Origin of the sequence: Sinorhizobium saheli (assembly GCF_001651875.1) — a bacterium.
GTDB lineage: Bacteria > Pseudomonadota > Alphaproteobacteria > Rhizobiales > Rhizobiaceae > Sinorhizobium > Sinorhizobium saheli.
Genome location: NZ_LNQB01000081.1, coordinates 119,418 through 137,490 on the forward strand (window position 1 = coordinate 119,418; position 18,073 = coordinate 137,490).

The window sequence follows — 18,073 nt, forward strand, 5'->3', positions numbered from 1 at the left end:
CTAATACTCTATGAAGTGCGACCCCAGCACACAGAATAAATTGCCGTTGTGAAGTCATCTGTTACACCGGTCAAATTGGACAGCGATGCACGTCTCTCCTCGTCCAGCACAATCCGACTTGCGCACTCGGCGTATTCGTCGAGGACGCTTCCGATTTCAGCCTCTGAGAGGCCGTCGGCCAGGATCAAAAGCGACGCCTCCCGTCCGACGTCTTCCGCGTGTGTCGATGTATCAATGTCTGGCGCAACTGCGCGAATGCCCAACGCCTCAACACAATGTCGAGCCTCTTCGAGTGAGTACCTTCGCCCAAGCGTCGCGGTGGAGCCTTTCAGAATCACGCGCGAAGGAGAAAGGCCCAGTATTGGAACTCTGTCGTGCGCGAAATTCAGTGGCAGAGGAACCTGCCGAAAGTCGCAGTAGAAAGAAACCGCTTTGGAAGCCAAGTGTGCGGCCTCGACCGGCGAGCACCGTAACTCGGCCCAGTAAAAGGCGAACACCGCACTGAATATATCTCCCGTCCCGATCTTGAAGGTCCGACGAGACTGGTAAGCAGGAATGGTGGTGGTGGGGCTATTCTTGCTTACCGCTAGGCCCCCACGGACACCACGCTTCAATATCACAACATCCGCCTCGTTGTTCTCCAGCAGCAAAGTTGCGCCTGCTGCTAGATCATCAACACCGGTGTAGGCGCGCAACTCGGCCTCGTTCAGGACCAGCGCCAGCTCCTTCGCCCGAGAACCATTTGATGAGAAGTGTTCGATGTTTCGAGCCGTTTGTGGATCGTAAACGGCCCGTTCAGCATCTACGACAGCAGATCCTTCGCGGAAGCCGAATCGCAGCACGTTCTGACCCTTTACGACGATCGAGGTGCTCCGCACAGGCAAGATTGTTGGCTCGATGTATGGTGTGGACAATGGATGAAAGTAGGCAAACGCTATGTCATGTGAACGCGGTAAACAGTGCACAATCACCCCCATCCCCGTCAAATAGTCGATCGCGTGGCCGGTCGCTGTTGATCTGTAGGTGTATAGTTCGAGAGAGGGACAAAGCTGACTGAGCGCTGCCGCCGCCCTCACGCCAGAGCCCACTTCTTCGTTCCAATATGGCGTTTCGCAGACTTCCCGATATAGCCCACCGGCAATTAGCATTTCGAACACGACCTTTGATTGGCTGCGGCTTTTACACTTTCTATTCGATCTACCGCTATCAGTCGACCGAGGCAAAACACCCAGGATGTACCATGTTTCATTTGTTTATGACGAGCGTTGAGGGATATTGGAACGAGACGTCGGAGACGAGCCTCGGATGGGACCGCGTTTTCGAGTACACATCTCCCGACGTCAAAGAACAATTCCTGCCACTTCAAGGCGACTCAATTGGCAGGGTTGTCGGAATTCCTGCCCTGTTTACCTACGAGTTCGCGAAGCGACTCCCTGCCGACGAAGGCGACCTACCAAAACCCTCCAGGATTGGTCGAGTCACCACTGTTCACGCCGGCCCAAAGGAAGTCCGCGTTGAATTCGAGATCGATCAGACAGTTGCACCGATCCCTGCCAAGGAGATCCATCGAATCTCCGAGAGGCTGAACATCGCCATGAGCAATGGCGAGAGTTATCGTAGCCACTGGGCGGTTAAAAATGTAGATCTGATCGGCTTACTGAAAGAGGAGGGGCTATACACCCCGGTAAATTCGCCGAAGGTTGAGGAAGAACTACTCACTATCGCCGAGGATATACAGAAACCAAACGAGAAACGGAACAAGGTATTTATTGTTCACGGTCACGACGAGGCGGTCTTGAACGGCGTGGCTCGCTGGATCAACAAAATTGGTCTTGAAGAGGTCATTCTCAACGAACATGCCAATAAAGGTCGAACGGTCATCTCGAAGCTCTCCGAGCTGGCCGAAGGTGTTGAGTTCGCAGTCGTGCTGCTCACGCCCGATGACGTTGGTGGCGTGAAAGGTGGGGAACAGTCCTACCGTCCACGTCAGAACGTCGTATTCGAGCTTGGTTACTTTCTGGCCAAGCTGGGCCCATCTCGCGTCGCAGTCGTAAAATCCGGCGAGCTTGAGACACCAAGCGACTTTGGCGGTGTTCTAACGGTTGACTACGACGCGGCGGGATCCTGGAAGATCGGTTTAGCGAAAGAGTTCAGCGCAGCAGGGCTGCGCTTCGATTTGTATGCGGGAATTTAGGTGAATTGCAGACTGGATAACCAGCTCTGGCTGATCAGGTTTGATTGCGTTTCCAAGCCTATAACCTATGGTTGATCGCAGTGCTGGGGGATTCGCTATGGCTCGCAAGCCGCTATGCTTCGTTTTGATGCCTTTCGGAATTAAATCCGCTGGAGGCGATAAGCCGATTAACTTCGACGCAGTCTACACTGATTTCATAAAGCCCGCCGTGGAAGAGGCAGGCTTAGAGCCAATCCGTGCCGATGAAGAGCAGGCAGGGGGTATCATCCACAAGCCGATGTTCGAGCGTCTGGTACTTTGCGAGTATGCGATCGCGGACCTCACCACGGCAAATGCGAACGTATTTTACGAGTTAGGCGTTCGGCATGCCGCAAAGCCGCGGACCACGGTCCTTCTATTTGCGGAGGGGCAGGGGCGATTGCCATTTGACGTCGCGCCTTTGCGGGCAATGCCGTATTCGATCGGCGTAAAGGGCGGCCCGACCAAAAAGAAAGAGGCAATCAAAGGGCTTGTCACCAAACTAAAGGCGGCGCGAAAAAACGTGGACAAGGACAGCCCCTTGTTCCAGCTCATCGACGAGTATCCGGAAATTAAGTTGGCCCATGAGAAGACGGATGTCTTCAGGGAGCAAGTTGCCTATGCGGAAGAATTGAAGGCGAAGCTCCGCAAGGCTCGAAAACTCGGACGAGATGCAATTTATGAAGTCGAACTTTCGCTCGGCGAGTTAGACGACGAGGAGGCTGGTGTTATCGTCGATCTGTTCCTGTCGTACCGCAGTGTGGAAGCGTGGCCCGACATGATCCGCATGTTTGACAGGATCGACGTTGCGCTACGCGCCACGATTTTGCTCAGAGAGCAATATGCATTTGCGCTCAATCGGAATGGTGATGGCGACCTCGCCGAGTCAGTGCTCCTGGAGCTCATCGATCAACGAGGTCCAAGCAGCGAGACCTATGGGTTGCTCGGCCGCGTCTACAAAGACAGATGGGATGCTGCAAAAGCGGAAAACAAGGAAGCCAAGGCGAAAGGTTACCTAAAGAAAGCCATCGAGGCATACCGCAAAGGCTTCGAGGCTGATTGGAGGGACGCCTATCCTGGGATAAATGCGCTCACGCTGATGCATGTGGCAGACCCGGCGGACGTGCGCATCACCCAGCTTCGCGCAGTCGTCGAATACGCCGTCAAGAGAAAGATAGCCAACGGCGCTGCCGATTACTGGGATCATGCAACGTTGCTGGAACTCGCGGTCCTAGGAAAAGACCAGCACGCAAGTAATGCCCAACTTGCGGAATTGCTTCCCCACGTTCGGGAAGTTTGGGAGCCGAAGACCACGGCCAAAAACCTCGGATTTGTCATGGATGCACTTCCAGGCGACTCCAAGGACCGCATATGGATCAAAGAAATCATTGAACAACTCCTAGAGTCTTGAAAATCGATGACATACGACGTTTTTATCAGCCATGCTTGGAGCTACAGCGAGCGTTATGAAGGTGTAGTTCGTCTGCTTGACATAGCAACTCAGAACTTGTCGTGGTTTTCATACCGCGACTACAGTGTTCCGCGGAATGAACCGATCATTGCTCCGAACGAAACCGTGCGAATAGCCGTACTGAAGGATCGACTAAAGGAGCAGATTCGACAGGCGAGCTGCGTCATCGTGCCGGCCGGAATGTACGTTTATGACCGCTTTTGGATTCAGACGGAGATCGATCTTGCGTTAAGAGCGTTTAGCCGACCTAAGCCGATCATCGGCATTAGACGGCGAAATCAGCAGAGAACACCGGTCGAACTCGAACAGCAGGCGACGAAGATGGTGAACTGGAATAGCAATAGCCTCGCGACTGCCGTCTATGAGGTTTGCCGCTAGCTCTATTTGGCGGTGTGTGGGCCAGTGATCAGGCCGCTGCTATTCCGCTCTCAACATATGTGGCATCTCCGACCTCAACGGCGACCTAATATTGGCGCTGCGGCACCCCGATGCTCTCACCACGTCGTGCAACTTCGATGTCAGCGTTCCGGCCGAGAGGACCGCGCCCCAGCTCGGCTATCGCGACACAGTCATTTCGGCCGGCAGAACTGGAGCCCGGGTGTTGCGGGTATCTGTCGGGCTCCTGGCGTGCCCCGACCGTCTGTCGACGGATCATATACGTCGTCATCCGCAAGAGTTCGAATGTCGCCCTTTTCCAATGCTTTACATGAGATGGCCCAGGACTGTCTTGATAACCCTGGAGGCATCGCAACCATCGTCTCCACGCCAAGCGACGATCTGGTCAGGGCGAATGAGCACAACTGGCTCGCGATAGAGCTCAAAAAGTTGATCCTCCATTATGTCCACCACGGCCAGGTCCATTCCGGCCTCCCTAGCAGCCTTGATCAGCTCATCACCTGTCGACAACCACGGACGAAGCCTTAAAAGCGTCCATTCAAAGCCAAAGCGGTCGAAGAGCGATGTGTGGGTATCCAGCCAGACGTGGGGTGCCCTTCCACCAGGCGCGGCATTGGGCACATAGACTTCCGGAAGATCCGGTTCGGTGTCAGTCTGTTCACTCAAGATAATTGGCGAATGGTCATAGCGCGCGCCGAAGGTTACGCCGGGTATGTTGAATTCGGATCTCCCGTGCGCTTCCAGGTAGGCACCAGCTTCGCGACGCACACTCGCTCCCAGCTCTGAATCCGCCTCAAGATTAGCCTCCGGCAAATAGTTTCCGATAGACTCCGCGAACGCTTTGGCGAAGCCTGTATTCCTAATCGCAACTGGACGCCGCTCCAGCTCATAGGAACTGAGAAGAGATGGTGACGCAACTCCTTTGATCACCGATGCGAGTTTCCACCCAAGATTAACTGCGTCATCAACGGCAGTATTGTATCCGAGCCCTCCTGCGGGCGTGAAAAGATGCACCGCGTCGCCGCCGAGGAAAACTCGCCCTGCTTGGAACTTCTCCGCGACAAGGGCGAAGCCCGCCGTCCAACTGCCGCGGGAGAGAATCTCGGCCTCAACGGGATATCCGACCACCGATCGGAAGATTTCCAGTGCCTGTACGTCGGAAATATCTTCTTCGCGTTCCCCGTCCTTCAACTGAGTGTGGAAGGCGAACTCCCCCTTACCATCAACCGCGGCCATGAAGGCTCGACGTTCGGAGTTGAAGGCCACGTTCATCCATGCAGGTGCAAATGGCACCACCTCGTAGAACTGGGGGCACCGAAGATAGAGCGCAAACATTTTCCCGCCGAAGAAATCTCTGACGGCACCACCATCGCCTTGATATCGGATACCAAGAGTGCGCCTTACGAAACTCTTGGCTCCATCTCCTCCAATGAGATACTTTGCGGTTACAAACCGGGTGTTTTCGGTTCCGATTTGCGTCGCAGCCACGGTGACCGAGTGGCCAGCGTCTTCAAACCGGGTAATTCGCCAGCCATAGTTCACAGACACAGTTGGCAGGGATTCTGCATGCTCACGCAGAACACGCTCTACGAATTTCTGCGAGACGCGGTGGGGCAATTCGGCAGCGTTCCATGGTCCGGTCATCGTCGAGATCTTCTCGCGTGCTTCTTTGGCAGAGGGAAGTCGAAACCGCGCTAATTCGTGGTGAGCGTACCGCGTGAAATAAGCTATATCTGTTGGAAAATCCTCCGGCATGCCGAGAGCTCGGATCTCGTCGGCAATACCGAGCCGCCGAAAATGCTCCATGGTTCTCGCTTGAGTGGCGTTGGCCTGCGGGTTGAAGGCTGTCGAGGCCTTTTCGTCAAAAAGGATTGCAGAAACGCCACGGCGTCCGAGCTCAATCGCCAGTACCAATCCGAAGGGACCACCGCCGGCGATCACCACGTCAAATGCTTCATGTGTCACGAAAGAACCTCCCAAAGTCGTTGGGAGTAAAATTAGTAAGGAAACCGGACCAATGTCAATCGGATTGATCAGGGCCTTTCGGTGTTTGCCCCTCTACATACTTCCCCAAGGCCTCTACGATTAAGTCGACCAATGCTGGGCCTAGCTGTTCACGCATCTCACGTTCTGCCACCTCAAGACTTTGATGAAATGCCTCCAGCCAGACGAGACCCTTGTCTGTGAAGCACACGAGCTTGGCTCGACCGTCATCGGGATCACGGCGCTTTTCGATGAGCCCCGTCCGCTCCACCTGATCTACCAACTCACTCATCGACTGCTTCGTCAGAGAGGCCCGGCGAGCAAGTTCCGTCAACCTGGTACCGTCTTCATCCAGATTTCGGGTCAGGTTGATATGGGCTGCAGTGAGTTCGTCATGTCCCTTGGCCTTTAGATTTTCGATGATTTTGCTCTCGAATATCCGAACCGCTTCGTTCATCCGGCGGCCAATGTTGTTCCTGCGCCACACATTTCGAAAAATCATTTTGTACCACCTCAAGTGTCATCGTTTAGACGAGTACGCCTCTCGCAACTATTTTTCCAGCCCGCTCTTTAAACTGATTGACAAAAGTCAGCCCAGCCCGATATGGTCAGGATACCGTACTAAATATGCGCCTTGGAGGAGGTGTGCAGGAGGGGTGAGGCCACGGCTTCGTTAGTTGTGCTATCCGGCGGCCAGGTTGGGCGCCAGGTTCACTTCGGGCCAGTCGTTTTGCTAGCCACCTGATCGAGGCGCGATGAAATTGCTTGGCTAAGCGGATCATAGGGAGGATGCTTGAAAAATGGTGAAAGCGAACGGCGGACGATCACTGCAGACCCTGGTCGACGAGAAACCCAATCTCGTCGAATATTTTCATAATGATACTCTTGCTCCTCATTACCGCGCTCGAACTGGCCTTACTGCAGCATTTATTCCGCCTGAGTTTACCAACTGGCGGGATGAGCAGCGCGCATGGCGTGAATCTGCAATTCTGTTCGATCAGTCGCACCATATGCCTGAACTGATGCTCCGCGGCCCTGACGCATTTCGGTTGCTTGAGAAGCTCGGCATTAATAGCCTGGCGAACTTCACTATCGATCGGGCTAAACAATTTGTGGCCTGCACGCCCCGTGGTCATGTCATCGGTGATTGCGTCGTCTACAGGCTTGCCGAGGATCTGTTTGAACTCATCAGCGGCATGCCGGTTCTAAACTGGGTGCAATACAACGCGGAAGCTGGCGGCTACGACGTCACGATCGAGCGTGATGATCCCACACCCTATAATCCGACCGGCAGACGCTGGTTCTACCGTTTTCAATTGGAGGGGCCTAATGCAGGCCTGATCTTCAACGATGTGGTAGAGGGGGGTGCCCCGGAAATTGCATTCTTCCGTACAGCGAAGGTCAAGATCGACGGATGTGAAGTGCTCGTCCTGCGTCACGGGATGGCAGGCCATCTCGGTGCCGAGCTTTCCGGTCCATACGAAGATATGGAAAAGGTACGCGCCGCTATCCTCCGGGCTGGGAAGAAGCACGGGCTTAAGCAGGGTGGCACGAAGACTTACTTCAGCACGATCTTTGAATTTGGCTGGATGCCTTACCCTCTGCCGGGAATATACACAGGTGAGGAATTACGCGAATTCCGCGAGTGGTTGTCCGGCAATGGCTGGGAGGCAAATGCCCAGCTTGGCGGCAGTTTCATCTCGGACAATATCGAGGACTACTACGTCACTCCGTGGGATTTAGGTTACGGCCATATCCTGAAGTTCGACCACGATTTTATCGGCCGTCAAGCGTTGGAAGCCACTCCCGCTGAGAAGCGGCGTCAGAAGGTCACGCTCGTGTGGAACCGTGACGACGTTGAGGCAATCTTTGCATCCGCTCTCGGGGAGGGGCCGCGATACAAGGCGATCGATTTACCCGTCGCCTATTATGGTTGGCCGCAGTTCGATGAAGTTCGCGCCATGGATGGCACGCTCGTCGGTCACTCCTGCCATTGTGGTTACAGCAACAATGAAGGCGAGATGCTGTCTCTTGCCATGCTTAGCACTCAGAGCGCGACCCCTGGAACTGAAGTCACGCTTACATGGGGTGAGCCCGGAGGCGGATCGCGAAAGCCGCATGTTGAGCGGCACCAGCAGTTTAAGGTGAGGGCGGTCGTGGCGCCCGTTCCTTATGCGAGTTCAGTCCAAAAAATGAAACGAGCAGCGATCAGCTAACATTTGCTGGATGCTCGCTCGGCGCCTGTTCGAGCGAGCATCGGATTCCAATCAGCAGGTCGGTGCGTTCAATCTGCTACCCCACTCCTCAGCAATAGAGCTTCTGCTGTGCGTTTACAGGCGGAACAGGATTAACATGGCTATGTCACACTCAATAGATCTTGCGGACCAGAATGATGTGCTGCGTAGCTTTACGCTCGAGGTCACGGCAAGGGATGTCCATGATCTGGCAGTCCTGTCCGGCGGTATCCCAAAAGGAACGATCATATCGGTGCCATTCCTCTCGAAAGAGAGCGACCACGACCGGGTTGCAGCGGCCAGGACAGTGCGCCGGGCGGGCTACGAGCCCATGCCCCACATCGCCGCGAGACGACTGAGTTCCGAGAACGCGCTATCTGCAATGCTGTCCGCCCTTGTGAGCGAGGCGCAGGTCAGCCGACTACTCATTATCGCGGGCGATGCCGATCCTCCCAAGGGCCCGTTCAGGGATACCGCTACGATCTTGCGTAGCGGTATCCTCCAACATCATCAGATCAGGCATGTCTCCATAGCCGGGCATCCCGAAGGACATCCGGTCCAAGGCGCTCCCGTGCTACGTGGTGCGCTGCTAGAAAAGTGCCAGATCCTGGAAGAGGCGGAAATCGAGTGGTCGATATTCACTCAGTTCGCCTTTGCGTCAGAACCCGTTCTTGGCTGGATTGATGAGCTTCGACGATTGGACATCAATTGTCCGATCCATGTCGGCATTCCTGGACCGGCAAATGTCAAAACCCTGTTGAAGTTTGCAACTCTCTGCGGCGTCTCCGCTTCGACAGCCGTGCTCAAGAAATACGGATTGTCAATCACCCAATTGTTGTCGACTGCGGGCCCCGATGCCTTAGTGCGCGAGTATATCGACGCCCTGCAAGGTGGCGCATACGGCGATGTAAGGCTGCACTTCTATCCGTTTGGGGGGCTGAACAAGACCATTACCTGGATCAGAAACTTTCGCTCGTGATACTCGCCACATAGTCAGGTTATCTCACCGACGTTATTCTGGAATGCACTACAATCACCCAGTAGTAGCGCCTCACTAAGGTACTGTCTCGACGGAATGTTATGGCAATCGCAACAATAGTTTTGGAGGAGATGACGCTGCAGCGTCGAGCGTCCGGACGCTTTTCCGGTTGGGAGGAAACCACATGAAACTATCAAAATTAACCCTTTGTCTCATGGCTTCTGCGTTTTCCATAACTGGCGCGGCCGCTCGAGCTGACACCATAAAGGTAGGGGTTATCGCCACTTTTTCAGGGCCAAATGCAATCTGGGGCAAGCAGTTTCGGGAAGCCATTGACGTCTACGTGGCGCAACACGGCGACGAGGTTGCTGGTCACAAAGTTGAATTCGTCTACAAGGACGTAGGCGGTCCCAATGCGGACGCCAGCAAAGCCGCCGCCCAGGAACTTCTTGTTCGTGAGGGGGTAAAGTATCTTGCCGGATTCGACTTTACCCCCAATGCAGTCGCGGTCGCACCCCTTACGAAGCAGGCCAAGGTGCCTGCGGTGATTTTCAATGCGGCGACGTCGTCGATCAACAAGCAGTCAGAATTTTTTCTCCGCACGAGTTTCACGCTGACGCAGATCGCCCAGCCAGCAGCAGAATGGGCCGCAAAGAACGGATCCAAGAAAGTCGTATCGGCCGTTTCCGATTACAATCCTGGCATTGATGCCGAAACTGCCTTCTCCGCCTCATTTGAAAGAAACGGCGGCACAGTTCTTGAAAAGATACGCATGCCGCTCCAGACCAACGACTTCGCGCCATTCCTGCAGCGTATCAAAAGCTCAGGCGCGGATACGGTCTTCACCTTCCTGCCTGTCGGGCCAGCAACGTTCGCTTTCACCAAAGCCTATAATGAAAACGGCCTGAGAGCGGCTGGCATTTCTTTCCTTGGCGGTGGCGAAACAGACGAGACCACGCTGAATGCACTAGGAGATCAGGCCATAGGCCTCGTTACCGCATACCACTATTCCGATGTCCACGATTCGCCTCTCAATCACAGCTTTGTCAAAAAACTGCAGGAACTACATCCAGGCTCCCGCGCCAACATGGCATCGATCGGTGCCTATGACGGAGTAGAGTTGATCTACCGGATGATCAAGGCTGCAGGGTCGGACGGAGCAAAGGCGATCGAGGCGGCCAAGGGTATGGAATGGGAGAGCCCGCGTGGGCCGGTCAAGATGGACCCAGTCACGCGGACGGTGGTGCAGAATGTATACCTTCGGCGCGTTGAAAAGGACGCTGACGGCAAGCTCGTGAATCGCGAGTTTGCGACTGTCCCGAACGTACCGGACCTCGGCTTCAACCCCTGATCCACGGTGAGCGTGGCGGGTATCTTCCGCCACGTAACGTCCGACCTCGCAACTTTGGGTTAAAGAATGTCTCTCATTCTCAGTATCGTCGTCGATGGCGTCGCCTACGGAATGATACTGTTCATGATTTCCGTCGGACTTTCGATCACGATGGGGCTCATGCGCATTATCAACCTGGCTCATGGCGGATTTGCCCTGCTTGGCGGCGCAGCCGTTCATCTGCTGACCACACATTTGGATGTTGCGTTCATTCCGGCGCTTCTCGCCGCCGTTCTTGCGGTTGTTCTGCTCTCCGTGCTTCTCGAACGGCTGCTCTATCGTCACATCTATGGCTTCAACGAGTTGGGTCAGGTGTTGGCGACCATTGGAATCGTCTTTATTATGATCGCCACCGTCAATTTGTTTCTGGGGTCCACAATCCTACCGCTCGGTGTCCCGGCGAGTTTCACGACATCGATCGATCTCGGCTTCAGGACACTCCCTTTCCATCGGCTGGTCGTGATCATTTCCGGCTTGTTTGTGCTGGCCGGTCTGTGGTTGCTGATGGAAAAAACGAAGTTCGGCATCTACTTGCGAGCAGCTGTCGACAACAGAGTTGCGGCGGCCTCGCTCGGCATCAACACGCCGGTTGTCTATCTTGTGACATTCGCCATCGGTGCAGGGCTTGCGGCGGTCGGAGGCATCCTAGGTGCCGAATTGCTGCCGATCGAAGCCTATTACCCGCTGCGTTACATGGTTCTTTTTTTGATTGTTGTATCTGTCGGCGGACTTGGCAGTGTTTCCGGTTCATTCGTTGCTTCCATTGGCCTTGGCATTCTCGATACGGCTGGTCGCTATCTCCTGCCGGGCCTCGGCACCATCTTCTTTTTCGTGGCGATAGCAGTGCTGCTTGCGCTTCGACCCAACGGTCTGATGGGGAGAGCACAATGACGACACCTGTCCTTTCCTCGTCGCCAAGGCGCGCGGCAACCTCCCTGAGCGTGCTCCTCCCGTCTGTCTGCGTTCTGGCAGGAGCGGCGCTCGCCTTTCTGATGTTTCCTTATGACCTGTCGTTTCTCACTCGGATCGTCATCATGATGATCTTCGTTGTGTCATTCGACCTGATCCTTGGGCAGGCCGGAATAGCAACGCTTGGTCACGCCGCGATGTATGGATGTGGCGCTTATGCGGCTGGACTGATTGCGCTCCACCTGTCACCCGACCCGATACTCGGGCTCGCAATCGGCGCCGTGGCCGGTGCCGTGATGGCGTGGATTTCCGGGCTTATCCTGCTGCGCACCCACGGCATAACGCTGTTGATGATTTCGATTGCCATGACCATGGTTCTTCAGGAGGCCGCCTCCCAGGCCCGATGGTTGACGGGCGGCGCCGATGGTCTGGCCGGCATCACAGTTTCACCATTGCTGGGGCTTTTTGAATTTGATTTTGTTGGACAAGTGGCTTTCATCTACAGCGTGTCCGTTCTTGCTGGCGTCTTGTTGCTTTGCCAGATTTTGATCAGCTCTCCGTTTGGGCTCGCTCTTCGAGGGATTGAGGGCAGTGCAAGCCGGATGCGAGCAATCGGCACACCGGTTTATCGCCGCAAGGTGACAGTCTATGTCATCGCCGGCGCGATCGCTGGGATTGCCGGTGCGCTTACGGCTCAGGTGACCGGCCTGGTCGGTATCGAGGTGTTCAATTTCTCCCTGTCCGCCGATGTCATGGTGATGCTGATCCTGGGAGGAGCCGGGCGGCTTTATGGGGCGCTGATCGGCACATTGCTGTTCATGGTGGTCCATCATCTCGCGGCAAGCGTGGATCCGTTCAACTGGCTTTTCGTGATCGGCTTCATGCTTATCCTCGTCGTATTTGTCCTTCCGAAGGGCCTGATTTCGCTGCCCACTCGTGTGACCCAATTGCTGAGGAGGACATGATGGGTGACGGACTCGCCATTGTCGGACTTACCAAAAGTTTTGGAGGCTTGCAGGTCGCCCGGGATCTGACCCTCACACTGCCGCAAGGCTCCCGCACCGCGCTCATCGGACCTAATGGTGCGGGCAAGACCACCTTTGCAAATCTCCTTACAGGTGTGCTGAAGCCGACATCAGGTAAAATTATGCTGGATGGCCAGGACATCGGCTCCCTGAACGAAGCTGCTCGGGTGAGGGCGGGCATCGCGAAAACCTTCCAGATCACCAATCTCTTCCGCGACCTTAGCGTTCGCGAGAACCTGCGGCTTCCGATACTGGAGCGGGAAGGGTGCACGCATCACATTTTTCGCCGGGCGGACGGCTGGAGAGATATTGAGGCAGAGATCACCGAATTGATGCTCGAACTCAATATTCAATCATTGGCCGACAAGCCGGTACGTGATCTGGCGTATGGCCAGCAGCGCCTGGTGGAATTAGCATTGACACTTGCCGTAAAGCCGAAGGTTCTTATTCTTGATGAACCGGCAGCAGGCGTACCCTCCACAGAAAGCCACCTCATTGTTGAAGCCATTAAACGGCTTCCTTCTGACCTCTCGGTGCTCATCATCGAACACGACATGCAACTCGTTTTTGAGGTCGCAAACCGCATCATCGTGCTGGTGAATGGAGCAATCCTCATGGAAGGCACGCCAGATGAGGTGGTCACAAACGATCGGGTTCGGGAACTCTATTTGGGAGCGGCACATGTCTAACATCCTTCTGGAGCTGGACGGAGTGGTTGCCGGCTATGGCGATACGCATGTCATCCGCAATGTTTCGCTAAGCATCACGAAAGGCCAACGACTGGCCATCGTCGGGAGAAACGGCGTCGGTAAGACCACCTTGCTTTCGACAATCATGGGCCAGACGCGGCAACACGCCGGAGCTATTAGACTTAAAGGTGCCGCCATCACCTCGCTCGCCTCGCATCAGAGGGCCCGACTAGGGATTGGCATCGTACCACAAACTCGGGACATCTTCGGATCATTAACAGTCGAGGAGAACCTCGTTGCGGGACTTCGCGATGGGTCCTCCATCGAAGAGGCCTTTGAACTTTTTCCTCGGCTAAAGGAGCGTCGGTCCAATGGTGGACGTCAGCTCTCTGGCGGAGAGCAGCAGATGCTCTCTATCGCCCGTGCTCTTCTGGGAAAGCCTGAGATCATCTTGCTTGATGAGCCGCTCGAGGGGCTGGCGCCCGTCATCTGCGAAATGTTGATGGGCGTGTTTCATAAGCTTGCAGACAAAGGTCACACGGTTGTGCTGGTGGAACAGCACATCGGCCTGGCACTCGGGTTCGCAGAGCGTGTGATCGCACTGGACCAGGGCAAAATCGTATTCGAAGAAAAGGCAGCAGTACTAACTTCCAATCGTACAGAACTCGACCGGCACATCGGGCTTTCAGTCCGATGAAGGAGGGGGACGATAGATCACGCTTGGCGGCTGTTGTTGTTTTGCAAAGGCCAAAGCGGTTGGCAGCGTACGTGTGAGAACCCATTCGGGACAACAGGCGATAAGAGGACTAAATGATGAACTACGTCTTGACCGTATCCTGCCAGTCCACTCGCGGCATTGTAGCGGCGATCTCGGGTTACCTTGCCGAGCAGGGCTGCAACATCGTCGATAGTTCCCAGTTTGACGATCTGCATACCGGACAGTTCTTCATGCGCGTCTCCTTCATCTCGGAGGAAGGTGCGGCGCAAGCCAAACTCGAAAAGGGCTTCGTGGCCGTGGCCGAGAAGTTCGGCATGAACTGGAACCTCTACGACGCTGCCCAGCGCATGAAGGTGCTGCTGATGGTGTCGCGTTTCGGCCACTGCCTGAACGACCTGCTTTATCGCTGGAAGATCGGTGCGCTCCCGATCGACATCGTCGGCGTCGTCTCGAACCACTTCGACTATCAGAAGGTCGTCGTCAACCACGACATCCCCTTCCACCACATCAAGGTGACCAAGGAGAACAAGCCGGAAGCCGAGGCGCGGATCATCGATCTGGTCGAGCAGACGGGCACCGAACTCATCGTTCTCGCCCGCTACATGCAGGTTCTCTCCGACGACATGTGCAAGAAGATGTCGGGCAAGATCATCAACATCCACCACTCCTTCCTGCCGAGCTTCAAGGGTGCCAACCCTTACAAGCAGGCTTTCGAGCGCGGCGTGAAGCTCATCGGCGCGACCGCTCACTACGTCACGGCCGATCTAGATGAGGGCCCAATCATTGAGCAGGACGTTGCGCGCATCACCCATGCGCAGTCGGCAGACGACTATGTTTCGATCGGCCGCGACGTGGAAAGCCAGGTGCTGGCGCGTGCCATCCACGCTCATATCCATCATCGGACCTTCATCAACGGTAACCGGACTGTCGTCTTCCCAGCGAGCCCGGGCTCTTACGCCTCCGAGCGAATGGGGTGACGCATGACTGTTATCATCGATGGAAAAGCAGCTAGCGCCCGCGTCGTTGAGGACGTCACCGGTGCGGTTTTGCAACTCGAAGCCTCCGGTCATCGGAAGCCGGGTCTCGCGGTCGTCATCGTCGGTGACGACCCATCAAGCCATGCCTATGTCGGTGCAAAAAGCCGCATGGCCAAGCAGTGCGGCTTCAACTCTATCCAGCACACTCTCCCCGAAGAGACCTCGCGGGAAGAGCTGATGGCTCTGGTCGCCTCGCTGAATGCCGACCCCGACATTGACGGGATCCTAGTCCAGCTCCCGCTTCCGAAGCACCTCGACAGCGAGCCGGTCATCCAGTCGATCCTGCCGGAAAAGGATGTCGACGGTCTGCACATCGTCAACGCAGGCAAGCTCGCCACCGGTGATCTGAAGACCGGGCTCATCTCCTGCACGCCGGCCGGCGCCATGATCCTGGTGCGCCAGATCCACGGCAACGACCTGTCGGGCCTCCATGCACTTGTTATCGGCCGCTCGAACCTCTTCGGCAAGCCGATGGCGCAACTCCTGCTCAACGCCAACGCCACGGTCACCATCGGCCATTCGAAGAGCCGCGATCTGCCGGAGCTCGCCCGTCAGGCGGATATCCTTGTTGCTGCCGTCGGTCGTGCCGAGATGGTCAAGGCCGACTGGTTGAAGCCTGGTGCGACTGTCATCGATGTCGGCATCAACCGCGTGGCAGCGCCTGAACAGGACAGCGGAAAGTCGCGCCTGGTTGGGGATGTCGCATTCGAAGAGTGCGCAGCAGTCGCGGGAGCAATCACTCCTGTTCCAGGCGGCGTCGGCCCCATGACGATCGCCATGCTCATGGCCAACACATTGACCGCATCTGGCCTTTCCGCACGCGAGTGACAAAGCAGAAGCACCGGAGACACGAATGACATGCGCGAACCGTTCATCTACAAAGGCACTATCCCTCGAATAGTATTCGGCGCCGGGACCGTCGCAAAAGTGGCTGACGAACTGGTTAATCTCAGCCGGCACAGGGCTCTAGTCCTATCGACCGCCCACCAGGAAGCAGACGCGAAGGCGCTCGCGGAACGGTTAGGTGCCGTCTGTGTGGGGGTCTTCAGCGGTGCCGTCATGCATACACCCGTCGAGGTGACGCTCGAAGCACTTCGCGTCTTCTCCGACAAGGGCGCAGACTGCGTCATTTCTTTTGGCGGAGGATCAACGATCGGGCTGGGCAAGGCAATCGCCTACCGAAATAATACTCCCCAGCTCGTCATTGCCACGACCTATGCGGGCTCCGAGGTTACTCCGATCCTCGGGCAGACGGACCGCGGGATCAAGACCACGGTGCGTGATCTATCGGTTCTGCCGGAGACGGTTATCTATGATCCGGAATTAACGTATGCCCTACCTGTCAACATGACGGTAAACAGCGGTCTCAATGCGATCGCGCACGCCGTTGAAGGGCTGTACGCACAGGACAGGAACCCGGTTTCCTCAATGATGGCGATGGAAGGAATTGCTGCACTGCATCGCGCACTGCCCGCCATTGCAGGTGATCCCCGAAATCCAGCGGCCCGTTCGGATGCACTCTACGGTTCCTGGCTTTGTGGTGTCGTCTTGGGTACCGTCGGAATGGCTCTGCATCACAAGATGTGTCACACGTTGGGTGGCACCTTCGACCTGCCGCATGCGGAGACGCACGCCATCCTTCTTCCGCACACTGTGGCGTACACGGAGGCCGCTGTCCCTCATCTGCTTGCGCCGATTGCTGCCTTGATGGGGACGGATCGTGCGGCGACAGGGCTTTTCGATTTCGCCCGCGCCATCGGCGCGCCCAGTAAGCTTCAAGATCTCGGTTTGACTTCCCGAGACCTCGACAAAGCGACCGAGATCGCCCTGCAGAACCCTTATTGGAACCCGCGGCCCCTGGAAGCTAACGGGATCAAGGAAATGCTGCAGAAGGCATTGGAAGGCGCGCGGCCAGGGTCTTCCTAACCCACAAGCTAGACTACGCCTTCACTACAAAATTCTTTGCCCGTCAGCTGTAGGGAGCGGAATGAGGGCGAAGGAACGTTACCCGCGGAGGAACAATGATGTTGGAATACTTTACCGAAGAAGCATCCGTTGAGACGGTTAACAACCGCATGGCCGACAACATAAGTCCTCGCACGAGGGAGGTGATGGCCTCGCTTGTAAAGCATCTTCATGCCTTCATCAAGGATGTGCGGATCAGCCAAAAGGAATGGGAAACTGCGATCCGGTTTCTGACGGATACCGGCAAGATCTGTTCACAAGAAAGACAAGAATTCATCCTTCTGTCCGACACGCTCGGCGTTTCCATGTTGGTCGATGCGATCAACAATCGGAGGCAAATGGGCGCCACGGAGAATACGGTACTGGGACCTTTCTACGTCGCCGGCGCTCCCCGACGTGCCATGGGCGATCGCATCACTCTCGATGGGAAGGGAGAGAGCTGTATCTTTGAAGGGACGGTGGTCGACTTGGAAGGGCGGGCTGTTGAGGGAGCGATTGTCGATGTCTGGTCCGACAATGCCGAAGGGTTCTACGATGTGCAGCAACCCGATATTCAGCCCAAATGGAATAATCGCGGGACCTTTGAAACCGGTGCCGATGGCCGCTACCGCTTTATTGGGATCAAGCCAGTATCTTATCCCATTCCCGACGATGGCCCCGTAGGTCAAATGTTGAAGCAGCTTGGCCGGCATCCTTATAGGCCAGCACATATGCACTACATGGTGACCGCCAACGGCTACCAAAAGATTGTGACCCATACGTTTGTGGGCGATGACGACTATCTTTCATCTGACGCCGTCTTTGGTGTCAAAGCCACGCTGATCGCGCCGTTCGAGCGTATTCAACGTGGCGACGCAAAATGGCGTTCACAATTTGATTTTGTCCTCAACCCGCTATGAGGCCGACGCAATGCCGAACATGAAGATCCACGTGGATCGATCGCTACCAGAGCAGGTTCATGTCAACGTTGAGGCTATGGTGGTTCTGAACCGCGCCGGGTTTGCCGGAGGCTCCAACTTCTGAGAAAGTGGAGCCGATATGAGCAAGACAACAAACAAATTTTCA

General features: G+C 55.8%; 17 protein-coding genes. 14 read left to right on the top strand and 3 right to left on the bottom strand.

What is annotated here, in order from left to right:
* Nucleotides 1-8 precede the first annotated feature (8 nt).
* The gene (locus ATB98_RS19235) at nucleotides 9-1,148 is read right to left on the bottom strand and encodes a carbohydrate kinase family protein (RefSeq protein ID WP_066876329.1); all 1,140 of its coding nucleotides are present in this window, start codon (nucleotides 1,146-1,148) and stop codon (nucleotides 9-11) included.
* 92 nt (nucleotides 1,149-1,240) lie between these two features.
* On the opposite strand from ATB98_RS19235, the gene ATB98_RS19240 reads away from it, so the two are divergent.
* The 3 genes from ATB98_RS19240 to ATB98_RS19250 all read left to right on the top strand — a co-directional run bounded on the left by ATB98_RS19240 (nucleotide 1,241) and on the right by ATB98_RS19250 (nucleotide 4,061).
* Complete coding sequence (locus ATB98_RS19240) at nucleotides 1,241-2,194, top strand: TIR domain-containing protein (RefSeq protein WP_066876331.1); 954 nt, start codon at nucleotides 1,241-1,243, stop codon at nucleotides 2,192-2,194.
* A gap of 97 nt (nucleotides 2,195-2,291) precedes the next feature.
* Nucleotides 2,292-3,623 carry a TRAFs-binding domain-containing protein gene (locus ATB98_RS19245; protein WP_066876333.1) on the top strand — a complete coding sequence of 444 codons (1,332 nt, stop codon included), beginning with the start codon at nucleotides 2,292-2,294 and terminating at the stop codon, nucleotides 3,621-3,623.
* Nucleotides 3,624-3,629: 6 nt separating this feature from the next.
* On the top strand, nucleotides 3,630-4,061 hold the full coding sequence (locus tag ATB98_RS19250) for a TIR domain-containing protein (RefSeq protein WP_066876335.1): 432 nt from the start codon (nucleotides 3,630-3,632) through the stop codon (nucleotides 4,059-4,061).
* Nucleotides 4,062-4,385: 324 nt separating this feature from the next.
* On the opposite strand, the gene ATB98_RS19255 is transcribed toward ATB98_RS19250, so the two are convergent.
* Nucleotides 4,386-6,044 carry an FAD-dependent oxidoreductase gene (locus ATB98_RS19255; protein WP_066876337.1) on the bottom strand — a complete coding sequence of 553 codons (1,659 nt, stop codon included), beginning with the start codon at nucleotides 6,042-6,044 and terminating at the stop codon, nucleotides 4,386-4,388.
* A 55-nt stretch (nucleotides 6,045-6,099) separates the two neighbouring features.
* Complete coding sequence (locus ATB98_RS19260) at nucleotides 6,100-6,519, bottom strand: MarR family winged helix-turn-helix transcriptional regulator (RefSeq protein WP_066876339.1); 420 nt, start codon at nucleotides 6,517-6,519, stop codon at nucleotides 6,100-6,102.
* A 343-nt stretch (nucleotides 6,520-6,862) separates the two neighbouring features.
* On the opposite strand from ATB98_RS19260, the gene ATB98_RS19265 reads away from it, so the two are divergent.
* The 11 genes from ATB98_RS19265 to ATB98_RS19315 all read left to right on the top strand — a co-directional run bounded on the left by ATB98_RS19265 (nucleotide 6,863) and on the right by ATB98_RS19315 (nucleotide 17,907).
* Nucleotides 6,863-8,278: an aminomethyltransferase family protein gene (locus tag ATB98_RS19265; protein WP_066876341.1), complete on the top strand. Its 1,416-nt coding sequence runs from the start codon at nucleotides 6,863-6,865 to the stop codon at nucleotides 8,276-8,278.
* 136 nt (nucleotides 8,279-8,414) lie between these two features.
* A complete protein-coding gene (locus ATB98_RS19270) occupies nucleotides 8,415-9,275 on the top strand; it encodes a methylenetetrahydrofolate reductase (RefSeq protein ID WP_084435604.1) in 861 nt (286 codons plus the stop codon).
* Between the two features lie 184 nt (nucleotides 9,276-9,459).
* Nucleotides 9,460-10,626, top strand: coding sequence for an ABC transporter substrate-binding protein (locus ATB98_RS19275; RefSeq protein ID WP_066876343.1), 1,167 nt, complete (start codon nucleotides 9,460-9,462; stop codon nucleotides 10,624-10,626).
* A gap of 66 nt (nucleotides 10,627-10,692) precedes the next feature.
* Entirely contained in the window at nucleotides 10,693-11,556 is an 864-nt protein-coding gene (locus ATB98_RS19280) for a branched-chain amino acid ABC transporter permease (protein ID WP_066876345.1), read from the top strand.
* Nucleotides 11,553-12,539 carry a branched-chain amino acid ABC transporter permease gene (locus tag ATB98_RS19285; RefSeq protein ID WP_066876347.1) on the top strand — a complete coding sequence of 329 codons (987 nt, stop codon included), beginning with the start codon at nucleotides 11,553-11,555 and terminating at the stop codon, nucleotides 12,537-12,539. The genes ATB98_RS19280 and ATB98_RS19285 overlap by 4 nt, the downstream gene beginning before the upstream one ends.
* Nucleotides 12,539-13,288, top strand: a complete 750-nt coding sequence (locus ATB98_RS19290) for an ABC transporter ATP-binding protein (RefSeq protein ID WP_066876350.1) — start codon at nucleotides 12,539-12,541, stop codon at nucleotides 13,286-13,288. The genes ATB98_RS19285 and ATB98_RS19290 overlap by 1 nt, the downstream gene beginning before the upstream one ends.
* Entirely contained in the window at nucleotides 13,281-13,985 is a 705-nt protein-coding gene (locus ATB98_RS19295) for an ABC transporter ATP-binding protein (protein WP_066876351.1), read from the top strand. The genes ATB98_RS19290 and ATB98_RS19295 overlap by 8 nt, the downstream gene beginning before the upstream one ends.
* A gap of 113 nt (nucleotides 13,986-14,098) precedes the next feature.
* Nucleotides 14,099-14,983, top strand: a complete 885-nt coding sequence (gene purU / locus ATB98_RS19300; protein WP_066876353.1) for a formyltetrahydrofolate deformylase — start codon at nucleotides 14,099-14,101, stop codon at nucleotides 14,981-14,983.
* Nucleotides 14,984-14,986: 3 nt separating this feature from the next.
* On the top strand, nucleotides 14,987-15,871 hold the full coding sequence (folD, locus tag ATB98_RS19305; RefSeq protein ID WP_066876355.1) for a bifunctional methylenetetrahydrofolate dehydrogenase/methenyltetrahydrofolate cyclohydrolase FolD: 885 nt from the start codon (nucleotides 14,987-14,989) through the stop codon (nucleotides 15,869-15,871).
* Between the two features lie 30 nt (nucleotides 15,872-15,901).
* Nucleotides 15,902-16,969 (top strand): maleylacetate reductase, encoded by a 1,068-nt coding sequence (locus ATB98_RS19310; RefSeq protein ID WP_066876358.1) that lies wholly within the window; start codon nucleotides 15,902-15,904, stop codon nucleotides 16,967-16,969.
* Nucleotides 16,970-17,067: 98 nt separating this feature from the next.
* Entirely contained in the window at nucleotides 17,068-17,907 is an 840-nt protein-coding gene (locus tag ATB98_RS19315) for a dioxygenase family protein (protein ID WP_066876403.1), read from the top strand.
* Nucleotides 17,908-18,073 lie beyond the last annotated feature (166 nt).